This is a genomic window from Nocardia canadensis, from assembly GCF_032656385.1.
GTDB lineage: Bacteria > Actinomycetota > Actinomycetes > Mycobacteriales > Mycobacteriaceae > Nocardia > Nocardia canadensis.
Map to the genome: position 1 here is coordinate 1312692 of NZ_JAVCWB010000010.1, position 22649 is coordinate 1335340.

The window sequence follows — 22649 nt, forward strand, 5'->3', positions numbered from 1 at the left end:
TCGCTCCCGCAGGCCCGCAAACACGTCCGTAGGATCGCGCAAGTCTACTGAGGGGGGGACCGATCCTCTGGGCTCAGTGCGTGCTGCGAATGACATGCCTGTAACTCTAGACGGTACGTCCGACTACTTACTGAGTGCCGCTCCATGTGGGCTGACAGAAGCGCGGAACGGCTGCAACTGTCCTGCTACTTCCTGGCAGAGGCTAGTCCACTGCGGAACTCGACGACGTCGCCGTCGGCCATGACGTAGTCCTTGCCTTCCATGCGGACCTTGCCCGCGGCCTTGGCGGCCGCCATGGAGCCCGCCTCGACCAGGTCGGTGAAGGCGACGAGTTCGGCCTTGATGAAGCCGCGTTCGAAGTCGGTGTGGATGACGCCGGCGGCCTTGGGGGCCGTGTCGCCCTGGTGGATGGTCCAGGCCCGGGCTTCCTTGGGGCCTGCGGTGAGGTAGGTCTGCAGGCCGAGGGTGTGGAAGCCGGCGCGGGCCAGGGCGTGCAGGCCGGGTTCGGTCTGGCCGATGGACTCGAGCAGTTCGAGGGCGGACTCGTCGTCGAGTTCGAGGAGTTCGGCTTCGACCTTGGCGTCGAGGAAGACGGCGTCGGCGGGGGCCACGGCGGCCTTGAGTTCGGCGACCTTGGCCTCGTCGGTGAGCACCGATTCGTCGGCGTTGAAGACGTAGAGGAAGGGCTTGATGGTGAGCAGCGACAGTTCGCGCAGCAGCTCGCCGTCGACCTTCTTGCCCGCGGCGAACAGGGTGGTGCCCTCGTTGAGGAACTCCTGGGCGACCTTGGCGGCGTCGAGCAGCGGCTTGCGGTCCTTCTTGACCTTGGCTTCCTTCTCGAGGCGCGGGATGGCCTTCTCGAGGGTCTGCAGGTCGGCCAGGATCAGCTCGGTCTCGATGACCTCGATGTCGGCGGTGGGATCGACGCGACCGTCGACGTGCACCACGTCGTCGTCGGCGAACACGCGCACCACCTGGCAGATGGCGTCGGCCTCACGGATGTTGGCCAGGAACTTGTTGCCCAGGCCCGCGCCCTCGGAGGCACCCTTCACGATGCCGGCGATGTCGACGAAGGACACCACGGCGGGCACGATCTTCTCGGAACCGAAGATCTCGGCCAGCTTCTCCAGGCGCGGGTCCGGCAGCGGGACCACGCCGACGTTGGGCTCGATGGTCGCGAACGGGTAGTTCGCGGCCAGCACGTCGTTCTTGGTCAGCGCGTTGAACAGCGTCGACTTTCCGACGTTGGGCAGGCCGACGATTCCGAGGGTGAGGCTCACGAGGAGCAGAGTCTACGCGGTGCGACCTGTCGCCGAACCACCGGAACCCGCCCCGCACGGGCGGGGCGGGCCGACAGTGATCACGGGACCAGGACGACCTTGCCCAGGTTGGCGCGCTGCTCGATGACGGCGTGCGCGGCGGCGGCGTCATCGAGGGCGAACTCGGCGTGCACGACCGGGTGCAGCAGTCCGGAGGCGTAGAACTGCCAGACCTGCTGGCGCAGGTCCTCGTAGCGGGCGGGGTCGCGCTGGGCGAGGCGACCGATCCGGAAACCGGACAGCGTCTTGCCGCCGGCCAGCAGATCCTCGGTGTCGATGAGTCCGCCGCCGGTGCCGTAGGTGACGACCCGGCCTCCCTCGGCGAGCGCGCCGATCGCGGCGCCCAGACCGGTGCCGCCGACGCCGTCGAGGGCGAAGTCGGCCTGCTTGGCGGCCTGCAGCCGGTCGTAGGTGACGACCTCGTCCGCGCCGAGCCCGGCCACGAATTCGGCCTTGGCCTCGTCGGACACCGCCGCGACGACCCAGCCCGCGCCACGGACGCGGGCCAGCTGCACGGCGAGGTGGCCGACGCCACCGGCGGCGGCGGTGATCAGGGCGGTCTCGCCCTCCCGCGGCGCCGCGGTGTCGAGCGCGCCGAGCGCGACCAGACCGCTGCGCATCAGCGCGACGGCGTCGACCGCGGACGCGCCGTCGGGAATGGCCGAGGCCTGGTCGGCGGGGAGCACGACGTACTCGGCGTAGGCGTCGGCGCACAGACCGACGACGCGGTACCCCTCCGCGTAGTCGTCCACTCCGTCACCGACCGCGACGACCTCACCGGCCACCTCGGCCCGCAACTCCTGCGGACCGTTGATGCGCCGGATGGCCGAGAGGGTGACCCCGATGGCCTCGACCTTGACCAGCAGCTCACCGGGACCGGCCACCGGCACCTCGGCCGCGACGACCTCGAGCACCTCCGGACCACCGCTGCGCTCGTACCGAACTCGCCGCATGACACCTCCTGAGATTGGGCGAAGGCGCAACGGTAACCGGCTGAGTGCGCGTAACCACAGCTCACGGACCTGTGAGTGCTAAATCTCACCGCCGTGCGCACGGCACGGAGAGCACCTTCACAGCACGATTACCCCGCGACGGCGCAGCAGACGCGTGCGTCACGCCACACCGGCCGGATCGCCCGCCGCCCGAGCTCTTGCGCCGAGCACGCACTCTCGCGATCGCCATCCGCCCGCCGTACCTCGGGCCCACTGCGCCACACGAGTCCGCACCCTCGCGCCCCCGCTCCTCGGACCCACTGCGCGCCACCAAGCCCGTGCGCTCCCTGCCGTGGCGATCAGCGCGCCGCCCCACAGCCCTGGTCGCCGGCACCGCCCCCGGCGTAGCGTGACCGTATGGAGGCGACCACGGAGGTGGTGACCGCGACCCCCGCGCCGATATTGGCGGCATTCATCGACCGCTATATCGGCTACCGGCTCGCGGGATTCGAACCCGGCCTGCACCGGGGCCTGCCGTCACGGCACATGACCTTCATCGTCGCCATCGGCCCGACGATCGACGTGGTCGAGCACACCGACCCGCACCAGGCGCCGGGCAGCTACCGCTGTGTCCTGAGCGGCCTGCAAGCGAGCCCGGCGACCATCGCGCACACCGGTTTCCAGGAGGGCATCGCGATCGAACTGACCCCGCTGGGCAGCCGGGTCCTGTTCGGGATGCCGGCCAGTGAACTGTGGGACATCTCGATCGAATGCGCCGACGCCGGTGGCCCGTTGGGCGATCAGCTCGCCGATGCCGTGCAATCGCACGCGGATTGGCCGAGCCGCTTCGTCGCCTGCGACCGCGCGCTCACCGCCGCCGCCCGCACCGACACCCTCGCCGGTCCCGAATTGTCCTGGGCATGGCGCACTCTCGTCGGCACCGGCGGCACCTGCGAGATCACTCCGCTGGCCGAGCGGATCGGCTGGAGCCGTCAGCATCTGACCCGCAGGTTCACCGCCGAGTTCGGCGCGAGCCCGAAGCTGGCCGCGCGGATCATCCGGTTCGAGCGGGCGCGCCGGATGCTGGCGAATACGCCGTCGTATGTCTCCATCGCCCAGGTCGCCGCTGCCTGCGGCTACTACGACCAGGCGCACCTGAACCGCGACTTCGCCGAGCTGGCCGGCTGCGCCCCGACGACCTGGCTGGCCGAGGAGATTCCATCCGTCCAAGACCCGAACGCCCCCGCGGCGGGAGGCTGAACACATGGACACTTCAACCAATACCCAGACCACGGTCTGGCCCTGCCTCGCCTTCGACGACGCTCGCGCCATGATCGAATTCCTCACCACCGCCTTCGGTTTCGAAGAGGTCGCCGTCTACGCCAGGGACGACGACGCTTCCGTCGTCGAACACGGCGAACTGCGCTGGCCGGGCGGCGGCGGCATCATGTTCGGCTCCACCGGCCGCGACGACAGCCCCTTCGGCACCCGCCCGGCCGGCGTCGCCTCGCTCTACCTGGTCACCGACGAACCCGACGCACTGCACGCGCGGGCCACCGCGGCCGGCGCGCGCCTCATCCGCGACCTGCGCGACGAGGACTACGGCTCCCGCGGTTTCAGCGCCGCCGACCCGGAGGGCAACCTCTGGAGCTTCGGCACCTACCGGGGCGAGTAACCGCGCTCCCAGCCACGCACGCCCCGACCTCGAGGAGGGGCCCGCCGCGCAGCGGCGGGTCGCGGCCGTCCAGGGGCCGCGACCTCGAGCGCGCCAGCGCTCCATCCAACTCTGAACAAAATTTCATCTTGGCCGCGACGGTGGGTGATCCTGTCCGGCGCGCTGGGCCGATCGGCTACGTTGTCGATGTTTCACCCGAGGCTCTGCGCGTTATACCAGGAGAGTTGGCACATGGCGACCATCGAATATCTGCGGACCGACCCGGACTTGCCTCCGGTCGGTGTCGTCGATCGCACGCCGATCACGACCGCCAAGAAGGCCGTGTTCGCGGGGATCGCCGTGCTCGGCGCGATCGCGTGGGCGATTGTCGCGTTCGTACGCGGTGAGTCGGTCAACGCGGTGTGGATCGTCATCGCGGCGGTCTGTACCTACATCATCGCGTACCGGTTCTACGCGCGGTTCATCGAATGGAAGATCACCAAGCCGCGCGACGATGTCGCCACGCCCGCCGAGCTCTACGACAACGGCAAAGACTTCATGCCGATGGACCGGCGGGTGCTCTACGGTCACCATTTCGCCGCCATCGCGGGCGCCGGGCCGCTGGTCGGCCCGGTGCTCGCCGCGCAGATGGGTTACCTGCCCGGCACGATCTGGATCGTCGTCGGCGTGGTGTTCGCCGGCGCGGTGCAGGACTACCTGGTGCTGTGGGCCTCGACGCGCAGGCGCGGGCGCAGCCTCGGGCAGATGGCGCGCGACGAGCTGGGCGCGGTCGGTGGTGTCGCCGCGATCGTGGCGATCCTGGCCATCATGACGATCCTGCTCGCCGTGCTGGCGCTGGTCGTCGTCAACGCGCTCGGGGAGAGCCCGTGGGGCGTGTTCTCCATCGCGATGACCATCCCGATCGCCCTGTTCATGGGTGTGTACCTGCGGTATCTGCGGCCGGGCAAGGTCGGAGAGGTCTCCGCGATCGGCATCGTGCTGCTGCTGGCGGCGATCGTCGGCGGCGGCTGGGTGTCGGAGACCGAGTGGGGCGCCGACTGGTTCACGCTGTCGCGCACCACCATCGCCTGGTGCCTGATCGCCTACGGCTTCTTCGCCTCGGTGCTGCCGGTGTGGCTGCTGTTGGCCCCGCGCGACTATCTGTCGACGTTCATGAAGGTCGGCACCATCGTGCTGCTGGCGGCGGGCATCCTGATCACGATGCCGGTGCTGAAGGCGCCCGCGGTCTCCGAATTCGCGCACAGCGGAACGGGTCCGGCGTTCGCAGGCAGCCTGTTCCCGTTCTTGTTCATCACCATCGCCTGTGGCGCGCTGTCGGGCTTCCACGCCCTGGTCTCCTCGGGCACCACGCCCAAGCTGCTGGCCAAGGAATCCAACGCCAGGATGATCGGCTACGGCGGCATGCTGATGGAGTCGTTCGTCGCGGTGATGGCGATCATCACGGCCTCGATCATCGATCAGCACCTGTACTTCGGCATGAACGCGCCGCTCGGTCTCACCGGCGGCACCCCGGAAAAGGCCGCGGCGTACACGAATACGCTCGGCCTGTCCGGCCCGCCGGCGACGCCGGAGCTGTTCGCCGACGCGGCCGCCGACGTGGGTGAGAAGTCGATCATCTCGCGCACCGGTGGCGCGCCGACGCTGGCGGTCGGCATCTCCGAGGTCTTCCACAAGTTCCTCGGCGGCGAATCGATGAAGGCCTTCTGGTACCACTTCGCGATCATGTTCGAGGCGCTGTTCATCCTCACCACGATCGACGCGGGCACCCGGGTCGCGCGGTTCCTGGTCTCGGACGCGCTCGGCAACTTCGGCGGCGGGTTCAGGAAGTTCCGTGATCCGTCGTGGCGGGTCGGCGCGTGGCTGTGCTCGCTGCTGGTCGTCGCGGGCTGGGGCAGTGTGCTGCTGATGGGCGTCAACGATCCGTTCGGCGGCATCAACGCGCTCTACCCGCTGTTCGGCATCGCCAACCAGCTGCTCGCCGCGATCGCCCTGACGGTGGTGCTGACCATCATCATCAAGCGCGGACTGCTGAAATGGGCCTGGATTCCCGGCGTTCCGCTGGTCTGGGATCTGCTCGTCACGATGACCGCGTCCTGGCAGAAGATCTTCTCCGCCGACCCCAAGCTCGGCTACTGGAAGCAGCACAGCCTGTGCCAGGCCGCCAAGGAGGCGGGCACCGGCTGCCTGACGGCGAAGACGCCCGAGCAGGTCGACATCGCCATCCGCAACACCTTCATCCAGGGCACGCTCTCGATCGTGTTCGCGGTGCTGGTGCTGATCGTCACCGTGGTCGGCGCGATCGTGTGCGCCAGGGCCGTTCGCTCGGGCACGGTGTCGAGCACCGAGTCCGAGGAGCAGCCGTCGAAGATCTTCGCGCCCAGCGGTTTCGTCTCGACCGCCGCGGAGAAGGACGTGCAGAAGGAGTGGGACGCGCTGATCGCCGAGGGCAAGGTGACCGCACCCGGATCGGCGCACGTGTCATGAGTGTGTCGCGGGACGGGGACGGCCGGTTCACCGGATCGGCCGCCCCCCGCCCTGCGGCCACGGCGCCGCGCCCGACCGCGCGAGTGCTGTTGTCGCGGGTGTGGGCAGGCGCGCGCGGGGTCGCCCGGTGGTACAGCGCGATCAACGGCGGTCAGGACTACCAGCGCTACGTCGATCACCTGCGACGCGACCATCCCGGCTGCCCGGTCCCCAGCGAGCGCCAGTACTGGCGCGACCGCTATGCCGAGGCCGAGCGAAACCCCACCACCCGCTGCTGTTGAGGCCGCCGCGCGGCGCGAGAATTTCCGACCGCCGAGGCCCGGGATAAGTGGCCGATTTCCGCTAGCAGCCCGTCCGGTCTGCGGGCATTGTGGAATCCGTGACGATCACGGCTTTGGACTTCGAGCGCTGCTACCGGGCGGTCTCGACCCGGGATTCCCGATTCGACGGGCAGTTCTTCACCGCGGTGCGCACGACCGGCATCTACTGCAGACCCTCCTGCCCCGCGATCACGCCCAAGCGGGCCAATGTCTCGTTCCTCCCCACCGCCGCGGCGGCGCAGCAGGCCGGGTATCGCGCCTGCCGCCGGTGTCTACCCGACGCGGCGCCGGGCTCGCCGCTGTGGAATGTCCGGGCCGATCTGGCCGCGCGGGCGATGCGGCTGATCGGGGACGGGGTGATCGAGCGCGGCGGCGTTCCGGCACTCGCCTCGACCCTCGGCTATTCCCAGCGACAGCTCACCCGGGTGCTCACCACCGAGCTCGGCGCCGGCCCGCTGGCCCTGGCCAGGGCGCATCGCGCGCACACCGCCCGGCTGCTGATCCAGACCACCGAGATGCCGATGTCCGACATCGCCTTCGCGGCGGGGTTCGCCAGCATCCGCCAGTTCAACGACACCGTCCGCGAGGTGTTCGCGGTCAGCCCGACGGCCATGCGCGCCGAGTCGCGGCGCTCACCGCGTTCGGATGTGGTCGCGCCCGCCGCGCCCGGTTTGCTCACGCTGCGTCTGCCGTACCGGGAGCCGATCGACACCGGGTGGCTGTCGTGGTTCCTGTCGGCGCACACCGTGCCCGGCATGGAGCTGTGGGAGGACGGCGTCTACACGCGCGGCCTGCGAACTCCGCACGGGCACGCCACCATTCGGTTGTCGTTCCAGTCCGGGCACGTGCGCGCCGAACTGGCCCTGCGGGACATGCGCGATCTGGCGCCGACGGTGGCGCGGGTGCGACACCTGCTCGACCTGGACGCCGATCCGGAGGGCATCGACGAGGGTCTCGGCATCGCCGTCCCGCCCGCGAACGCCGGACTGCGCGATGTCGCGACGGCGGTGCCCGGCGATCGGTTCGGTCTCGGCATTCGCGTGCCCGGTTGCCTCGACGGCCCGGAGTTGTTGCTGCGCACCATGATCGGTCAGCAGATTTCGGTCCAAGCCGCGGCGACGCACACCGCGCGATTGGTCGCCGCGCTCGGCGAACGGATCGACGGCCCGGCCCCCCGGCTGTTCCCCACCCCCGCAGCGGTCGCCGAGCGCGGCGCGGACGTGCTGACCGGACCCGCCCGCCGGGTGGCGGCCATCGTGGCGGCCGCGCGGGCGATCGCCGACGGCGACCTGGTCCTGCACGCGGGCCGCACGGCGGCCGAGCTTCGCCGCGACCTGCTCGCGCTGGCCGGCGTCGGGCCGTGGACGGCCGACTACGTCACCATGCGCCTGCTCGCCGATCCCGACATCCTGCTCGGCACCGACCTGGTCGTGCGCCAGGGCGCGACCCTGGCCGGCCTCGATCTCGATCACACCACCCGCTGGGCGCCCTGGCGCTCCTACCTGTCCATGCACCTGTGGAAGACGGCGCTCGAACATCGCGGTGTGATCGCCGCGCCCCGCCGTACCCGACCCGTCAACGGAAGCGAAGCATCATGACCGACACCAGCATTCGACGCGCCGACGTCGCGACCGTCGCCACCCGCATCGGCCCGTTCACCGCCGTCGTCGATGCCGACGGCGCGGTGCTCGCCTCGGGCTGGACCGCTGATCCGGCCGAGCTGACCCGCGTCATCCACCCCACGTTGCGTCCCACCGAGCTGCGACAGCGGGATTCGCTCGGCGCGGTCACCCGGGCGGTGACCGACTATCACGCGGGTGAGCTCGCCGCGATCGACGCGATCCCCGTCCGGCAACGCTCGGGCGAGTTCCTCACCCACGCGTGGGATGTCCTGCGCACGGTGCCCGCTGGCGAGCCGATCACCTACACCGAGTACGCCGGGCTGTCCGGTCGACCGGACGCGACCAGAGCGGCCGCGAACGCGTGCGCGCGCAATGCGGCGGCGCTGTTCGTGCCGTGTCATCGGGTGCTGCGGATCGGTGGCGCGCTGGGCGGGTTCCGCTGGGGACTGGACGTCAAGCGGTGGTTGCTCGCGCACGAATCCTGAGGCGGGGCGCACCGGGCCGAGCGCGCGGCCGGACGGACAGTGGGCGCGCACACCGAGTAGACCGCTGGATTGCCGGGCTGATGATGAATAAGGCCAGTACCTCGCAATTGGCTCTTTTGGGCGGTCCAGTTGGCCTGGATGCTGATACCCATGCTCACTCGTCGCCTGATCGCGCTCTACACCGGTCTGTGGTTGTACGGGACGTCGATGGCGGTGATGATCCGGGCCGGGCTCGGGCTCGATCCGTGGGACGTCTTCCACCAGGGTGTCGCCGCGCACGTGCCACTCAGCTTCGGTGCCGTCACCGCCGTGACCGGTGTCGTCGTGCTGCTCGCGTGGATTCCGCTCCGGCAGCGCCCCGGCCTCGGCACGGTCAGCAACGTCATCGTGATCGGGGTATCGGTCGACGCCGGACTGTGGCTGATCCCCGAGGCCGACGCCCTCTGGACGCGGGTGGCGGCGATGGTGCTCGCCGTGATCGTGAACGCCGCGGCGACCGTGCTCTACATCGGCGCGGGAATGGGTCCAGGCCCCCGCGATGGACTGATGACTGGACTGGTCGCCCGGACCGGGTGGCCGGTCTGGTCGGTCCGCACCGGCATCGAGGCGACGGTGCTGATCACCGGGTGGCTGCTCGGCGGCAGTGTCGGGATCGGCACGCTGGTCTACGCCTTCGGCATCGGGCCGCTGATCCAGCTGATGATCCCGTATGTCGACGGGTGGTTGCCAGGGTTCGCACCGAAGGCCGGTGGCGAGCTCCGGGCCGACCCGGTGCCCGAACCGACCGCCTGATCGGCGTGGGTCCAGGGCGGAACCATCGCCGGATCGGCGTGGGTCCGGGGTGAAACCACCGCTCATCGGCCCACCCCGAGGTGAAACCATCGACCGATCGGCGCAGGTCCGGGGCGCAGCCATCGCCGGATCAGCAGCTACCCAGGGTGAGCCGCGCTCCGGCGTCAGGCGACAGTTGCTTGAAGGTGCGAGCCGGTCCGGCCGCGCACGACGTGCAGTCGGCTGGGAATCCGCTGGCGCATCTCGTCGACATGGCTGACCACGCCGACCACGCGACCGCCGGCCCGCAGTTCGTCCAGGACACCCATTACGGCGTCGAGGGTGTCGGCGTCGAGACTGCCGAAGCCCTCGTCGATGAACAAGGTGTCCAGGACCAGGCCGCCCGCCTCGGCAGCGACCACATCCGCCAAGCCCAGCGCCAACGCCAGTGAGGCCATGAAGGTTTCACCGCCGGAGAGGGTCTTCGCGGAGCGGACCGCGCCGGTGTAGTCGTCGCGGACGTCGAGGCCGAGACCACCGCGCCGGCCACGCGGGCCCGCCTTGTCGGAGTGCACGAATTCGTACCGGCCGCCCGACATCCGGCGCAACCGCAGCGACCCCGCGACCGCGACCTCCTCGAGCCGCGCGGCGAGCACATAGGAGCGCAACGACATCCGGCGATTGTTCTCGCCCCGCCCCGCGACCACGTCGGCCAGCGTGGCCAGCTCGTCGAAATCGCGCTGCTTGGGCGCGATCCGCTCGACCTCGCCCCAGAGCTGAGTCCCCAGCTGTTCGAGCTGCGCGACCCGCTCGGCGGCCGCCGACTGGGCCGCCACCGCCGCGGTGAGCGCGGACTGGGCGTCGGCGAAGCGCTGCTCCAGCGCGGCCAGGTCGGCCGGGACCTGCTCGGCCACCGCCTGGATCTGCGGTTCGGCGAGGACGGCCTCGGCGTGAGCGCGGGCCCGGTCGGCCGCGGTGAGTTCGGCCTCGATCGCCGACTGCTGCGCCGCGGTGCGGGCGAGCGCGGTGACGAGCTGGGCGTACGCCGTGAGCAGGGCGATGTCGTCGCGCTGCGGTGCGGGCTCGGGCGCCGGTTCGGGTTCGTCGTCGATCGGGTCGTCGTCGAAAAGGTCGAACAGGGTGGGCATCTCGGGCTCGACGCGCACCGGGCGCGCGGCTCGTTCGGGACGAGATCGCGGTTTGTCCGCGCTGTCGGCGGATTCGTCATCGGCCCGCACGTCGACGTCGCCCGACGACTCCCCCGCCCCGCCTCCACTGTCGGCCGGCGAAGATCCACTGCCGTCGACTGCACCGTTCGCGGGTGCCGGAGCCACCACACCGTCGTCGGATGCCAACTCTCGAGCATCATCGGCGGTCGACGACTTCGTCTCCGGCCCCACAGCGTCGACGGCCGTCGAACTCGCACCGGAACCGTCGGCAGCCGGGGCACTCGCGGCTGTGGTGCCGCCGTCGCCGGTCGCGGCCGTGCCGGCGCCACCAGCAGTCGCAGCTGTGGCGCTGCTGTCAACAGTCCCCGCGGTGGCGGCGGCGTCAGCCGCCGCAGGTGTGACGCTGCCGTCGGCGGTCACAGCCGTGGCACTACCGTCACCGACTACGGCGGTGGCCGCGCCATCGGCCGTCGCGTCGTGCGGCACGGTGGCCGGCCCAGTGCCCGTCCGTTCGTCGCCCTCGGGCACGAAACCAGCTGCCTGGGCGAGGTTTTCGACGCGGGTGGCGATATGGCGGACGGCGTCGCGGGCGGTGGTCTCCTCGGCGCGGGCGGCGCGCAGGGCGGTGGCGGCCGCGATGAGGGATTCGAGGCGGGTGGTGCGGGCGTCGACCGAATCGTCGGCGCCCGCGGCGGTGCGCAGGCGGCAGGTGAGTTCGTCGAGGCGGGTGCGGGTGGCCGCGATCGTCGCGGTGACGGTGCCGAGGCGGGCGTCGAGGTCGCGGGACTGCTCGTGCAGGGCGGCTTCCTCGGCACGCAGGGTGTCGAGGCGCGCGGTGAGGGCGGTGACACGGGCGGCGCTGTCGGCGGCGTCGTCGAAGCGGTGGGTGGCGGTGCGGACGGCATCGGCCAGGGTGACCGGATCGGCGTCGCCGCCACGGGCGATCAGCGCCTCGATCTCGCGTTCGATGACGCCGATGCGCTCGGCGATCCGGTCGCGCGCCGCCTCGGCCGCCTGCTCGGCGGCAGTGGCGGCGTCCTCGGCGTCCTTGGACACCGCGTCGTCGGTCGGGCGCGCGGGATCAGGATGCTCGGCGGAGCCGCACACCGCGCACGGCGCGCCTGCCGACAGCGCACCCGCGAGTTCGGCGGCCATGCCCGCCAAGCGGCGCGTGCGCAGATCGAGCACGCGCTCCCTGGCGTCGAGATGGGTCCGGCGCGCCGCGTCGAACTCGGTCTGTGCCCGGTCCAAGGCCGGTCGCTGCTCGGCCAATTCGACGGCGGCCGCCGCGGACTCCTGCCACTTGCCGAGCGCGGTCCGCAGCCCGGGCAGCGCGGCGGCGGCATCGGTGGCCTCGCGCAACTGCTCCCCCGCCGCGGCGATCACGGCGGGCAGATCGGCACGGCGCCGGGCGAATTCGCCCGCGCGCTGGGTCAGGCGCGCGGCTTCGGCCTCGTGTTCGGTGAGATCGGCGGCGAGCTGACGAGCGATCTCGGCGTCGGCTCGGACTTCGCCGAGCACACCGAGCAGGGCGTTCCACTGACTGACCGCACCGTCGAGGTCACCCTCGACATCGCGCACACGGCCGAGATCGGCACGCCGCACACCACGTCGTCCGGTGCTCTCCAACGATCGGCTGTCGGCGCCGACAACGTCGTCCGGTCGCGTATCCGCGACGCCATCAGCGGAATTCGACCTCGCACCGGACTCCACGGCAGGTGCGTCATCGGCGTCGTCGAAGACCACCGTCAGCAAGTCGAGTCCGGCGATATCCGCGGCCGCCTCGGCACCCAGCTGAACGGCGAGCTCACCGGCGACGGCCCGGGTCGACGCCTCCGCCCGACGCAGCGCGCGCACCGCCGAGCGCGCCTCGTCGATGGCGTGCACCACCGGCTCGGCCCGGCGCGCCTGTTCGAGTTCGCGTTCCAGTTCGGCCCGGCGCGCGGCGTCGGCGGCGTAGTCGGCCAGTTCCGCGCGGGCCGCCGCCATCCTGGCGTGCAGCCCGGCCACGCGACGCTGCTCTTCGGCCTCGGCGCGCGCTTCGGTCGAGTCCTTCTGGCGGAGTTCGGCATTCACGTTCGCCTCGGCCAGCTCGGTGCGCGCGGTGGCCAGCAGGTCCTGGGACCACGCCACCGCGTCGGGCAGCCCGACCGATTCCGCGCCGCCGTAGCCCGCCGCCATGCCGACCTTGGTGATCAACCGATCGATGCCCTGCGTGCGCGCGGTGAGGTCGGCCTCCGCGGCCCGGCGTCGGTCCGCCAGCCAGGTCTCCGCGGTGCCGAATCGCTGCGTGTCGAAGAGCTTTTCGAGCAGCTTCTCCCGGTCCTCGTTCTCGGCGCGCAGGAACTTGGCGAAATCGCCCTGGGGCAGCAGCACGACCTGAAAGAACTGGTCGGCGCTCATGCCGAGCAGGCGCACGACCTCGTCGCCGATATCGGTGAGCCGGGACAGATTCTCGCCCGACCCGTCGAGCCATTCCAGGGTGCCCTTGGCCTGCACCTCCGTGAACCGGGTGCTGTCGCGGCTGCTCGGCCGCTCGAACGCCGGGCTGCGGGTCAAGCGCAGGCGGCGACCGCCCAGGGTCGCGTCGAGGATCACCTTCGGCGGCGTCTGCGCGTCGGCGTGATCGGAATGCAGCCGCTTGCCCTCCCCGCGCGCGCCGGGCACCCGCCCGTACAGCGCGAAGGCGATGGCGTCGAGGATGCTGGTCTTGCCCGCGCCGGTGTGACCGTGCAGCAGGAACAGGCCGTCCGCGCCGAGCACATCGAAATCGACGACGGTGGACTCGGCGAAGGGACCGAAAGCGACCATCTCCAGGCGATGCAGTCTCACGCCGCACCGCCGAGCACGCCGCCGGGCACCGAACTCACGCGGTCACGTCCATGGCGTCGAATTCGTCGGCGACGCGCCGGGTCTCGGCCCGTCCGGCATCGGGTTCGCGCACGGCGGCGGCCAGCGCGCGCTCCACCCACCTCATCTCGCCTCCCGTCGGCTCCCCACGCACATCGGTCAGAAAACTCGCCGCGACTTCGACATCGCGGCGGCCGTGCACCCGCTCGCGGTAGTGCAGTTCCGGATTGCCCTCGGGGCGTACCCATTCCACGTGGACCGCGTGCGGAAACCGCTCGCGCAGCTTACGCATCGGGTCGACCGGGCGAGCGCTGTCGGTGAGCGTGGCGGAGACGTAATGCGCTTCGGCGTCGGCGAATCCGGCCTCGGTGAGCAGCTCGTCGAGGGTGCCGGTGAGCTTGCTGAGCCCGCGCACCAGCGGCAGGTCGTGGCGGTGCACCGCGGCCAGGCCGTCGGCGTCGAGGTCGACGATCCAGACCGCCTTACGATGGGAGTTCTCGGCGAAGGAGTACGGCAGCGGAGAACCGCTGTAGCGCACCGATTCCGAGAGGGTCTGCGGCGAATGCAGGTGGCCCAGCGCCACGTAGTCGATCCCGTCGAACGCCGACATCGACACGGTCTCCACCCCACCGACCGAGATCGACCGCTCCGAACCGGTCGCCTCCCCGCCGACGACGAACGCGTGCGCGAGCACGACGGTGCGCGTACCGGGACGGCCGGTGAGATCGGCGCGGATGCGGCCCATCGCGGCGTCGAGGATCTCCGCGTGCGAGCGGGCCTGCGGCACACCGAGTTCGACGCGGGTGATCTCGGGCTCCAGATACGGGATCCCGTAGAACGCCACCTCGCCGTCGTCGTCGGCCAGCAGCACCGGCCGATCGGCATCGGCGACCCGGGTGCACAGATGTAGCCCGCCCGCCGCCGCGAAACTGGCGCCCGCGCCGAGCCGGGCGGGCGAATCGTGGTTGCCCGAGGTCGCGACGATCACCGCGCCCGCGGCCCGGATCGCCTCGAACCCCCGGTTGCAGACCGCGATCGCGTCGGCGTTGGGGATGGACCGGTCGTAGACGTCACCCGGCACCACGACCACGTCGACCGACTCCGCCGCGACCAGCTCCGCGATCGATGCCAGCACCGCCGCCTGGTCGGCTAGCAGGTCGACACCGTGGAAGGTGCGCCCGATGTGCCAGTCGGAGGTGTGCAGGATCCGCATGCCGCGAAACTTAGGCCACACCCCCGACAGAATTCAATCGACGCACCCCACGGGCGTCGCGCACCGGCGCGTCACCACGCCCGGGTTGCTCGGTGATTGCGAGTTTGTCGGTGGCTTGCGGCACTATCGCCGCTATGACCGCCTCGATGCTCGTCGCGCTCGTCTTGGTATTCGCCGCCGGATTCGGTCTCGGCTGGTTGGGGCATTCCGCCCGGGGCGGGCAGCGTGCCGCCGCGGCGGAGGCCAGGCTCGCCGCGGCCGGGGACAATCAACGGTTGCTGCAGCAATCGCTGCACGCGGCGAACGAGGATGCGGCGCGCAGGCATTCGGCCGCGATCGGCGCGATGGTCGATCCGCTGCGGGATGCCGTCGACGCGCTCGAACAGCAGATCCGCCAGGTCGAGCACCACCGGATCGACGCGTACTCGGGGCTGCGCGAGCAGGTCGCCGGGATGCAGCGCACCTCGCACCGGCTCTCCGACCAGACCGGGCAGCTGGTCGCGGCGCTGCGCGCGCCGCAGATCCGCGGCCGCTGGGGGGAGATCCAGCTGGAGCGGGTCGTCGAGCTCGCGGGCATGACCAGGCACTGCGATTTCGACACCCAGGTGCACCGCGCGGGCGCCGACGACCGCGGCGGGGTGCGGCCGGACCTGGTGGTGCGGCTGGCGGGCGGCAGGCACATCGTCGTCGACGCGAAGGTCCCGTTCGCCGCCTACCTCGACGCGGCGACCACCGACGACCCCACGGCCCGCGACCAGCTGCTGGCCCGGCACGCCAAGCACCTGCGCGCCCACGTCGACCAGCTGGCCGACAAGGCGTACTGGGCGGCGTTCGATCCGGCGCCGGAGTTCGTGGTGCTGTTCGTGCCGGGCGATCCCTTCCTCGACGCCGCGCTCACCACCGACGCGGGGCTGCTGGAGTACGCGTTCGGGCGGAACGTGATCCTGGCAACCCCCACTACGCTCATCGCGCTGCTGCGGACGGTCGCGTTCAGTTGGCGGCAGGAAGCGCTGTCGCGCGATATGGCAACGGTGCAGCAATTGGGCAAGGAGCTCTACACCCGGGTCGGCAAGGTGGCCGATCACCTGGACAATCTCGGGGTGAATCTCGGTAAGGCAGTAGCGGCTTTCAACGCCACCGTCGGCTCGGTCGAGTCGCGGGTGCTGGTCACTGCGCGCCGGATGCACGATCTCGGCATCGGCGATCAGGAGCTCCCGGCAATCCGGTTGACCGAGGCCAGACCGCGGGCCGTGGCCTTCGCCGACGCCGAGGATCGCCGCTGAGATCCCCGTGCCGCAGCGCCTGACGGCGCGTTGTGCGGTTAGTGTCATAGTGTGGCTGCTTCCCAACGTGCGCGACCCCGGGTGCCCGCGCCGCAACGTTCGATCCTGCCCTCGGTGCCCGGCATCCCCGCCTGGGCCGCGATTCTGCTTGCCGCGGGCATGACGATGTTCGGGTTCGTGATCGACGCGATCGGCGGCGAGACCTACCCGACGGGCACCTTCTCGGCGCTGTATGTGCTCGGCTGTGTGCTGGCGGTGTGCGCCGTGCGGTTCCGCGGACTGTTTTCCACCATGGTCATGCCGCCGCTGCTGCTGTTCGTCGCGGTGCCGGTGGCTTGCCAGCTGCTGGGTGGGCGCGCCACCACCTCCATCAAAGACGTGCTGATGAACCTGATCATCCCGCTGGTGGAGCGCTTCCCGACGATGATGCTGGCTACCGTGCTGGTGCTGGCCGTCGGCGGCGCGCGGATCGCGATCGCCAAGCGCACCCCCGCCACCGCCCAGCCGCTGTCCGCCGAGCGCCGGACCGAACGCAAGGCCGAGCGCAAGCCGGCCAAGCGCCGCCGCCCCGAGACCGCGGGCGACACCGGCCGCCAGCGCGCCCGCCGCGCCACCGCCGTCCTGGACGACCCGGCCACCGAGGTCGACCTGGCCAGCCCGGCCCGCCGCGCCCCCCGCCCGGCCGAGCCCAAGCGCGCGCCCGCCGCGGCCCGGACCAGGGAACCCCGCGGCGGCCGCAACGCCGCCCCGCGCGAGGCCGAACCCGCGCGCACCCCCCGACGCAGGCCCGACCCGCAGCCGCACCCCCAGCCCACGGTGCGCTACCGCGATCGCGCCGACACCGGCCGCACCGAACGGCGCAGGCCCGACAACGTGTGAGTAAAGGAATCCCCCGCCGCGACCACGCGACGGGGGATTCCTTTTGTCTATCGGTCCTCGGGTCAGCCCTGGGTCGCGGCGTCGCGACGCGACGCGCGCAGCTCACGCGGCAGCGCGAACACCAGGGTCTCGTTGGCCGTGGTCACCGGCTGCACCTCGCCGAAGCCGTGCTCGGCCAGCAGATCGAGGACACCGGTCACCAGGATCTCCGGGACCGACGCGCCCGAGGTGATGCCGATCGTGCGCACACCCTCGAGCCAGGCGAGGTCGACCTCGCGGGCGTAGTCGACCAGGTACGCGGCCCGCGCGCCGGCGCCGAGGGCGACCTCGACCAGCCGCACCGAGTTGGAGGAGTTGCGCGAGCCGACCACGATCACCAGATCGCATTCGGGCGCCATCGCCTTCACCGCGGTCTGCCGGTTGGAGGTGGCGTAGCAGATGTCGTCGCTGGGCGGATCCTGCAGCGTCGGGAAGCGTTCGCGCAGCCGCTGGACCGTCTCCATCGTCTCGTCGACCGACAGCGTGGTCTGCGAGAGCCAGATCACCTTCGACGGATCGCGCACGGTGACCTTGTCCACCGAGTCGGGACCGTCGACCAGCTGCACGTGCTCGGGTGCCTCGCCCGCGGTGCCCTCGACCTCCTCGTGGCCTTCGTGGCCGATCAGCAGGATGTCGTAGTCGTCGCGGGCGAAGCGCTTGGCCTCCTGGTGCACCTTGGTGACCAGCGGGCAGGTGGCGTCGATGGTCCGCAGGTTCCGCTCGGCGGCGGTCTCGTGCACGATCGGCGCGACACCGTGGGCGGAGAACACGACCAGCGCGCCCTCGGGCACCTCGTCGGTCTCGTCGACGAAGACGACGCCGCGCTCACGTAGCGTCTCCACCACGTGCCGGTTGTGCACGATCTCCTTGCGTACGTAGATCGGCGCGCCGTGCTTTTCCAGCGCCTTCTCCACGGTCTCGACGGCGCGGTCGACGCCTGCGCAGTAGCCGCGCGGCTCGGCCAGCAGCACGCGCTTGCCACCGGCAGCGGACGCGCCCGCGGAGCGCGTGATACCGACGTTCAAGGGAATTGCCGAGGTCATAGTCCACAGCTTACGTGCGCCGCGCGGGCGGGATCAGGGCGGATGGAGGGGCGAAAGTCACATCAGGGCGGTCTGGACCTTTGCATCACAGGCGGTTTGCGGCAGGCTGGGACCATGTTCCGTCCTCCGTACCTGGCCCGGGTCGCCGCCGGTGCCGCTGTCTACGCCGTAGAAGAGACCCGGCGGCTGCCCGTCGCCGCGGTCAACTTCCCGATCACCGCGCTGAGCCGCGTGCTGCAGACCACCATGCACGTGCAGCAGTTCGTCACCAGCCTCGCGCTCAAGGGCGACGGCCTGTTCGAACGTCTGGGTTCGGCCCCGCAGGAGCAGCCCGCGTGGGCCACCTTCGACGAGGACGTCGCGCCCGAGCCGACCGTGGCCACCAACGGCCACGCCAGCCGCTTCGATCTGTTCGCCGAGGAGCTCCCGGCCGAGCAGGCCAACGGCAAGGTCACGCCCGCGTCGCTGCTGGTGCTCGAGTCCGAGGAGCCCGCCGAGGAGCCCGCGGCCGAGCCGGAGCCCGCGGAGGTGCAGGCCCCCGAGGTCGCCATCCGCTACGACTACCCGGCGATGACGCTGGCCCAGCTGCGCGCCCGGCTGCGCATGCTGACCGTCGAGGAACTGGCCCAGCTGCTGGCGTTCGAGCAGCAGACCCGCGCCCGCGCCCCGTTCGTCACCATGCTGACCAACCGGATCGCGACGGTCCAGGCCCAGTAGCCGCTCCCGCCTCCGCAGCGACCGCAATCCGCGCCGACGCGCCGGTTGCGGTCGCTTTTGTTTGTGTCGGTAGCGCCGCGTATACCTGACGTATGACTGAGGACGGCTCCGGCGCTTCCGCTCCGGCGGGCTCCGCCGAGGGCGCACCGGGCAGTTCGGCCGACCAGCCGTGGCCGGTGCGCTCGATCGCAGTGAAGGTCGCCCAGTGGATCGACCGGCTCGGCAGCGTGTGGGTGGAGGGCCAGGTCACCCAGATCAGCCTGCGCCCCGGCACCCGGACGGCGTTCCTGGTGCTGCGCGACACCTCGGCGGATATGTCGCTGTCGGTGACGTGTGATCCGGAGTTGTTGCGGCGCAGTCCCGTTCCGCTCACCGAGGGCAGCCGGGTGGTGGTCTACGGCAAGCTGCAGTTCTTCACCGGGCGGGGCACGCTGTCGCTGCGGGTCACCGAGATCCGGCCGGTCGGCATCGGCGAACTGCTCGCCCGGATCGAGCGACTCAAGGCGCTGCTGTCGGCCGAGGGGCTCTTCGATCCCCGACTCAAGCGGCCGTTGCCGTTTCTGCCCGGCACCGTCGGGCTGATCACCGGGCGCGCGAGCGCGGCCGAACGCGATGTGCTGACCGTCGCCCAGACCCGCTGGCCCGCAGTGCGTTTCGTCGTGAAGAACACGGCGGTGCAGGGGCCGACGGCGGTACCGCAGATGCTGGAGGCGCTGGCCGCCCTGGATCGCGATCCGGCCGTCGACGTGATCGTGCTCGCCCGCGGCGGTGGCAGCACCGAGGACCTGCTGCCGTTCTCCGACGAGGCGCTGTGCCGGGCCATCGCGGCCGCGAAGACCCCGATCGTGAGCGCGATCGGGCACGAACCCGACGCTCCGCTGAGCGATCTCGTCGCCGACGTGCGCGCCGCGACCCCGACCGACGCCGCCAAGCGGATCGTCCCCGACGCCGCCGCCGAACTCGCCGGTGTGCGCGAGATGCGGGCCCGCTCGGCCGCCGCGCTGCGCGGCTGGGTGCAACGCGAGACCCACATCATCGCCCAGTTGCGTTCGCGGCCGGTGCTCGCCGATCCCCTGCGCGAGCTGCGGCACCGCCACGACGAGGTGGAGCGGCTGCGGGTCGCGGCCCGGCGAACCGTCGAGCAGACGCTGCGCACCGAGTCGACCGCCACCGCGCACCTGCGCGAGAAGCTCACCGCCGTCGGCCCGGCCGCGACGCTGGCCCGTGGCTACGCTGTCGTGCAACGCGTCGCCGGACCGGAACGTCACGTGGTTCGCGCGATCGAGGACGCCCCCGCGGGCAGCCAGCTCCGCATCCGCGTCGCCGACGGCGCGGTCACCGCCGCCGCGCTCGGCACCCAGCGCCTGACACCCGCCACCGACGACAAGGGGAAATGATCGTGCCCGACGCCGGAACCGAGCCCACCGACACCCTCGCCGAGATCGCCGCCTTCGGCTACGAACGCGCCCGCGACGAACTCGTCAACGTGGTCAAGATGCTCGAGCAGGGCGGTCTCGATCTCGACGACTCACTCGCCCTCTGGGAGCGCGGCGAGGCCCTGGCCACCCGCTGCGAACAGCACCTGGCCGGCGCCCGCAAGCGGGTCGAGGACGCCATCTCGCACGCCGACGACGCGAGCGAGTAGCCGGGCAACGCCGCCTTTACGGCGACGAAACACGGTGCGGGCACCCTGGTGCGCACGTCTCGACAGCACTGGGAGGCACCGCGATGTCACGCACCGAAGCGCTGGCCCGACTGCGCACCGAACTCGGCGCGGTCGACCATTCCGTCGACACGCGCAGGCTGCGCACCAAGAGCCGGGACCGGTTCGCCCAGAGCCCGGTCCTGCGGGATCTGCTGCGCGGGCGCAATGCCGAGATCTTCATCGCCCCGCGCACCAAGGAGGAACTGCGCGTCGCCGTCGCGGCGTGCGCGCGGCATCGGGTCCCGATCACGGTGCGCGGCGCGGGATCGGGCCAGTTCGGTCAGGGCGTGCCGCTGTCCGGCGGCGCGGTGATCGATGTGACCGCCATCGCCGGTGTCGTCGGCTGGCACGGTGACCGGGCCAGGCAGCCACCCCGCAGCGTGCGCGCGCTGACAGGCACCGTCGTCGCCGACATCGACGCGACGATCCGCCCATCCGGCTGGGAGCTGCGCATGCACCCGTCGACCGCCCAGCAGGCCACGATCGGCGGCTACATCGCCGGCGGCCACGCGGGTGTCGGCAGCTGCCAGTGGGGCATCCTGCGCGACGCGGGCAATATCACCGCGCTCGAGGTGATGACGGTGGAGGAACAGCCTCGACTGGTCGAGCTGCGTGGCCGCGAGGTCAACACCGTGCACCACGCCTACGGCGCCAACGGCATCATCACCGAGGTCGAACTTCCCGTCGCGCCCGCCTGGGAATGGCACGAGCTGGTGATCTCGTTCCCGGAATTCGAGCAGGCCGCCCGGTTCTCGGTCGACCTGGGCACCAGCGACGGCGTGCTCAAGAAGGTCGTCTCCCCGCACGCGCACCCGCTCCCGCAGTACTTCCCCGGCCTGGCCGGGCTGGTCCCCGACGGCGCGGCGATGGTGCTGGTGCTGGCCGCGGTGCAGTCGGTGCCGAACGTGGAGGATCTGGTGCACGCGTGCGGCGGGCAGATCCGCTACCGCTGCCTCGAGGGCAAGGGCGTCTACGGCGTGCCGCTCTACGAGTTCACCTGGGGCCATTCGATGCTGCACTACCAGCGCCGCAACCCGAAGCTCACCGGGTTGATGGCGCTGTTCCCGCCCGCGGACCTCTACGAATCGATCGTGCGGGTGCACCGCGAGTTCGCCGACCTCGGACCGCTGCACGTGGAGATGAAGCGGATCGACGGCGGCCTGTCCTGCCAGGGCTCGCCGGTGTTCGAGTACGAGAGCCGGGCGCAACTCGCCGCGATCACCGAGCGGTTGCAACGGGCCGGGCTCTCGATCGCCAACCCGCACACGCCGGTGCTCGGCGCGGGCGGCATGAAGCCGTGGGGACCGCGGGAGATCGCGACCAAACGCGCCTTCGACCCGCACGGCCTGCTCGCCCAGGGCAAGGTCGACGACGTGCTCGCCACCGATGTCATCACGACCTCGACGGCCCTGCCCACCTCCGGCTGGACCTATCGGCTCAGCGACACCTCCCGCCGCTGAGCTACTTCGACAGCGGCTGCGCGGCGGTGATGGCCCGCGCCAGCGTGGTGAACGCGGCCTCGTTGCCCGCGCCGGTGATCAGGATCCGGACGCCGCCCAGATCGGTGATCCAGGCGGTCTCCTCGGTCGGCTCGGTGTAGACGACCCACTTCTGCCCGTCGACGTCCTGGGTGCCGGTGGCGTAGCGCGAGCCGAGCACATGCCGGGACAGGGCTTCCTCGGAAGCGGAGGTCTGCGAGTACCGCATGTAGGCGCCCTGCGGGGTCAGGAAGCCGACGGTGCTGACCGGGCCGCCGCCCGCGGTGACGATCGTGTCGCGGCTGCCCGAGTTGGACACCCAGTCCTGCGGCAGGTCCGGCTTGCGGATCGCGAACGGCAGGGTCTTGGCATCGGACTTCAGCGCCGCGTCGACGTCGAAATGCGGCACCTGACCTTGGGTCGGACCATTCGTCGCGACCGTGCACTGGCTCGCCACGCCCGCCAGCACGATCGCGATCAGCACCAGCGGAATCAGCGACCAGAACAGGTCGCGATAGTCGTTGAAGATCCGGTGCTTCTGCTGGGCCACGGCTACCAGTATCCACTCGGGCTCTGACCAGGCCGCCGACGGGGCAGCGCAGGTCGTGCACGGGCGTGCCGATCCTAATGCGACAATTGCCCCCGTACACCAACGCCCAAGGAGG

General features: G+C 71.1%; 19 protein-coding genes. 13 read left to right on the top strand and 6 right to left on the bottom strand.

The window, feature by feature from the left end; all coding sequences use genetic code 11:
- Positions 1-185 precede the first annotated feature (185 nt).
- Both ychF and Q7X29_RS29365 read right to left on the bottom strand, forming a co-directional pair.
- On the bottom strand, positions 186-1280 hold the full coding sequence (gene ychF, locus Q7X29_RS29360) for a redox-regulated ATPase YchF (RefSeq protein WP_316575986.1): 1095 nt from the start codon (positions 1278-1280) through the stop codon (positions 186-188).
- A gap of 80 nt (positions 1281-1360) precedes the next feature.
- Positions 1361-2272, bottom strand: coding sequence for a quinone oxidoreductase family protein (locus Q7X29_RS29365; protein ID WP_316575987.1), 912 nt, complete (start codon positions 2270-2272; stop codon positions 1361-1363).
- Between the two features lie 396 nt (positions 2273-2668).
- On the opposite strand from Q7X29_RS29365, the gene Q7X29_RS29370 reads away from it, so the two are divergent.
- From Q7X29_RS29370 to yczE, 7 genes are all read left to right on the top strand, one after another.
- Positions 2669-3511 carry an AraC family transcriptional regulator gene (locus tag Q7X29_RS29370; protein ID WP_316575988.1) on the top strand — a complete coding sequence of 281 codons (843 nt, stop codon included), beginning with the start codon at positions 2669-2671 and terminating at the stop codon, positions 3509-3511.
- A 4-nt stretch (positions 3512-3515) separates the two neighbouring features.
- Positions 3516-3926, top strand: a complete 411-nt coding sequence (locus tag Q7X29_RS29375; protein WP_316575989.1) for a VOC family protein — start codon at positions 3516-3518, stop codon at positions 3924-3926.
- Positions 3927-4157: 231 nt separating this feature from the next.
- Positions 4158-6410 carry a carbon starvation CstA family protein gene (locus Q7X29_RS29380; protein WP_316575990.1) on the top strand — a complete coding sequence of 751 codons (2253 nt, stop codon included), beginning with the start codon at positions 4158-4160 and terminating at the stop codon, positions 6408-6410.
- A 98-nt stretch (positions 6411-6508) separates the two neighbouring features.
- Positions 6509-6691: a YbdD/YjiX family protein gene (locus Q7X29_RS29385; RefSeq protein ID WP_308248579.1), complete on the top strand. Its 183-nt coding sequence runs from the start codon at positions 6509-6511 to the stop codon at positions 6689-6691.
- Between the two features lie 89 nt (positions 6692-6780).
- Positions 6781-8328, top strand: a complete 1548-nt coding sequence (locus Q7X29_RS29390) for an Ada metal-binding domain-containing protein (protein WP_316575991.1) — start codon at positions 6781-6783, stop codon at positions 8326-8328.
- The gene (locus Q7X29_RS29395) at positions 8325-8837 is read left to right on the top strand and encodes a methylated-DNA--[protein]-cysteine S-methyltransferase (RefSeq protein WP_316575992.1); all 513 of its coding nucleotides are present in this window, start codon (positions 8325-8327) and stop codon (positions 8835-8837) included. The genes Q7X29_RS29390 and Q7X29_RS29395 overlap by 4 nt, the downstream gene beginning before the upstream one ends.
- A gap of 150 nt (positions 8838-8987) precedes the next feature.
- Positions 8988-9629 (top strand): membrane protein YczE, encoded by a 642-nt coding sequence (yczE, locus tag Q7X29_RS29400; RefSeq protein WP_316575993.1) that lies wholly within the window; start codon positions 8988-8990, stop codon positions 9627-9629.
- 164 nt (positions 9630-9793) lie between these two features.
- Here yczE and Q7X29_RS29405 read toward each other — a convergent pair whose 3' ends face one another.
- On the bottom strand, positions 9794-13609 hold the full coding sequence (locus tag Q7X29_RS29405; protein ID WP_316575994.1) for an AAA family ATPase: 3816 nt from the start codon (positions 13607-13609) through the stop codon (positions 9794-9796).
- Positions 13610-13643: 34 nt separating this feature from the next.
- Complete coding sequence (locus Q7X29_RS29410; protein WP_316575995.1) at positions 13644-14840, bottom strand: exonuclease SbcCD subunit D; 1197 nt, start codon at positions 14838-14840, stop codon at positions 13644-13646.
- Positions 14841-14974: 134 nt separating this feature from the next.
- On the opposite strand from Q7X29_RS29410, the gene Q7X29_RS29415 reads away from it, so the two are divergent.
- Together Q7X29_RS29415 and Q7X29_RS29420 are read left to right on the top strand one after the other, a co-directional pair.
- Entirely contained in the window at positions 14975-16123 is a 1149-nt protein-coding gene (locus Q7X29_RS29415; RefSeq protein WP_218719827.1) for a DNA recombination protein RmuC, read from the top strand.
- A gap of 51 nt (positions 16124-16174) precedes the next feature.
- On the top strand, positions 16175-17002 hold the full coding sequence (locus Q7X29_RS29420; RefSeq protein ID WP_316575996.1) for a DUF6542 domain-containing protein: 828 nt from the start codon (positions 16175-16177) through the stop codon (positions 17000-17002).
- A 62-nt stretch (positions 17003-17064) separates the two neighbouring features.
- Here Q7X29_RS29420 and Q7X29_RS29425 read toward each other — a convergent pair whose 3' ends face one another.
- A complete protein-coding gene (locus Q7X29_RS29425; protein ID WP_218719572.1) occupies positions 17065-18084 on the bottom strand; it encodes a 4-hydroxy-3-methylbut-2-enyl diphosphate reductase in 1020 nt (339 codons plus the stop codon).
- A 114-nt stretch (positions 18085-18198) separates the two neighbouring features.
- On the opposite strand from Q7X29_RS29425, the gene Q7X29_RS29430 reads away from it, so the two are divergent.
- From Q7X29_RS29430 to Q7X29_RS29445, 4 genes are all read left to right on the top strand, one after another.
- The gene (locus Q7X29_RS29430) at positions 18199-18801 is read left to right on the top strand and encodes a lipid droplet-associated protein (RefSeq protein ID WP_316575997.1); all 603 of its coding nucleotides are present in this window, start codon (positions 18199-18201) and stop codon (positions 18799-18801) included.
- A 92-nt stretch (positions 18802-18893) separates the two neighbouring features.
- Complete coding sequence (xseA, locus tag Q7X29_RS29435) at positions 18894-20198, top strand: exodeoxyribonuclease VII large subunit (RefSeq protein WP_316575998.1); 1305 nt, start codon at positions 18894-18896, stop codon at positions 20196-20198.
- The gene (locus tag Q7X29_RS29440) at positions 20195-20446 is read left to right on the top strand and encodes an exodeoxyribonuclease VII small subunit (protein WP_218719569.1); all 252 of its coding nucleotides are present in this window, start codon (positions 20195-20197) and stop codon (positions 20444-20446) included. The genes xseA and Q7X29_RS29440 overlap by 4 nt, the downstream gene beginning before the upstream one ends.
- 83 nt (positions 20447-20529) lie before the next feature.
- Positions 20530-21966 carry an FAD-binding oxidoreductase gene (locus Q7X29_RS29445; protein WP_218719568.1) on the top strand — a complete coding sequence of 479 codons (1437 nt, stop codon included), beginning with the start codon at positions 20530-20532 and terminating at the stop codon, positions 21964-21966.
- Position 21967: 1 nt separating this feature from the next.
- Here Q7X29_RS29445 and Q7X29_RS29450 read toward each other — a convergent pair whose 3' ends face one another.
- On the bottom strand, positions 21968-22534 hold the full coding sequence (locus tag Q7X29_RS29450) for a DUF4245 domain-containing protein (RefSeq protein WP_316575999.1): 567 nt from the start codon (positions 22532-22534) through the stop codon (positions 21968-21970).
- Between the last annotated feature and the right edge of the window lie 115 nt (positions 22535-22649).

Excerpts from the sequence above, each read along its gene's own strand:
- Q7X29_RS29365 (WP_316575987.1), bottom strand. The coding sequence starts at position 2,272 with ATGCGGCGAGTTCGGTACGAGCGCAGCGGTGGTCCGGAGGTGCTCGAG.
- Q7X29_RS29370 (WP_316575988.1), top strand. The coding sequence starts at position 2,669 with ATGGAGGCGACCACGGAGGTGGTGACCGCGACCCCCGCGCCGATATTG.
- Q7X29_RS29375 (WP_316575989.1), top strand. The coding sequence starts at position 3,516 with ATGGACACTTCAACCAATACCCAGACCACGGTCTGGCCCTGCCTCGCC.
- Q7X29_RS29380 (WP_316575990.1), top strand. The coding sequence starts at position 4,158 with ATGGCGACCATCGAATATCTGCGGACCGACCCGGACTTGCCTCCGGTC.
- Q7X29_RS29395 (WP_316575992.1), top strand. The coding sequence starts at position 8,325 with ATGACCGACACCAGCATTCGACGCGCCGACGTCGCGACCGTCGCCACC.
- yczE (WP_316575993.1), top strand. The coding sequence starts at position 8,988 with ATGCTCACTCGTCGCCTGATCGCGCTCTACACCGGTCTGTGGTTGTAC.
- Q7X29_RS29410 (WP_316575995.1), bottom strand. The coding sequence starts at position 14,840 with ATGCGGATCCTGCACACCTCCGACTGGCACATCGGGCGCACCTTCCAC.
- Q7X29_RS29415 (WP_218719827.1), top strand. The coding sequence starts at position 14,975 with ATGACCGCCTCGATGCTCGTCGCGCTCGTCTTGGTATTCGCCGCCGGA.
- Q7X29_RS29425 (WP_218719572.1), bottom strand. The coding sequence starts at position 18,084 with ATGACCTCGGCAATTCCCTTGAACGTCGGTATCACGCGCTCCGCGGGC.
- Q7X29_RS29430 (WP_316575997.1), top strand. The coding sequence starts at position 18,199 with ATGTTCCGTCCTCCGTACCTGGCCCGGGTCGCCGCCGGTGCCGCTGTC.
- xseA (WP_316575998.1), top strand. The coding sequence starts at position 18,894 with ATGACTGAGGACGGCTCCGGCGCTTCCGCTCCGGCGGGCTCCGCCGAG.
- Q7X29_RS29440 (WP_218719569.1), top strand. The coding sequence starts at position 20,195 with ATGATCGTGCCCGACGCCGGAACCGAGCCCACCGACACCCTCGCCGAG.
- Q7X29_RS29445 (WP_218719568.1), top strand. The coding sequence starts at position 20,530 with ATGTCACGCACCGAAGCGCTGGCCCGACTGCGCACCGAACTCGGCGCG.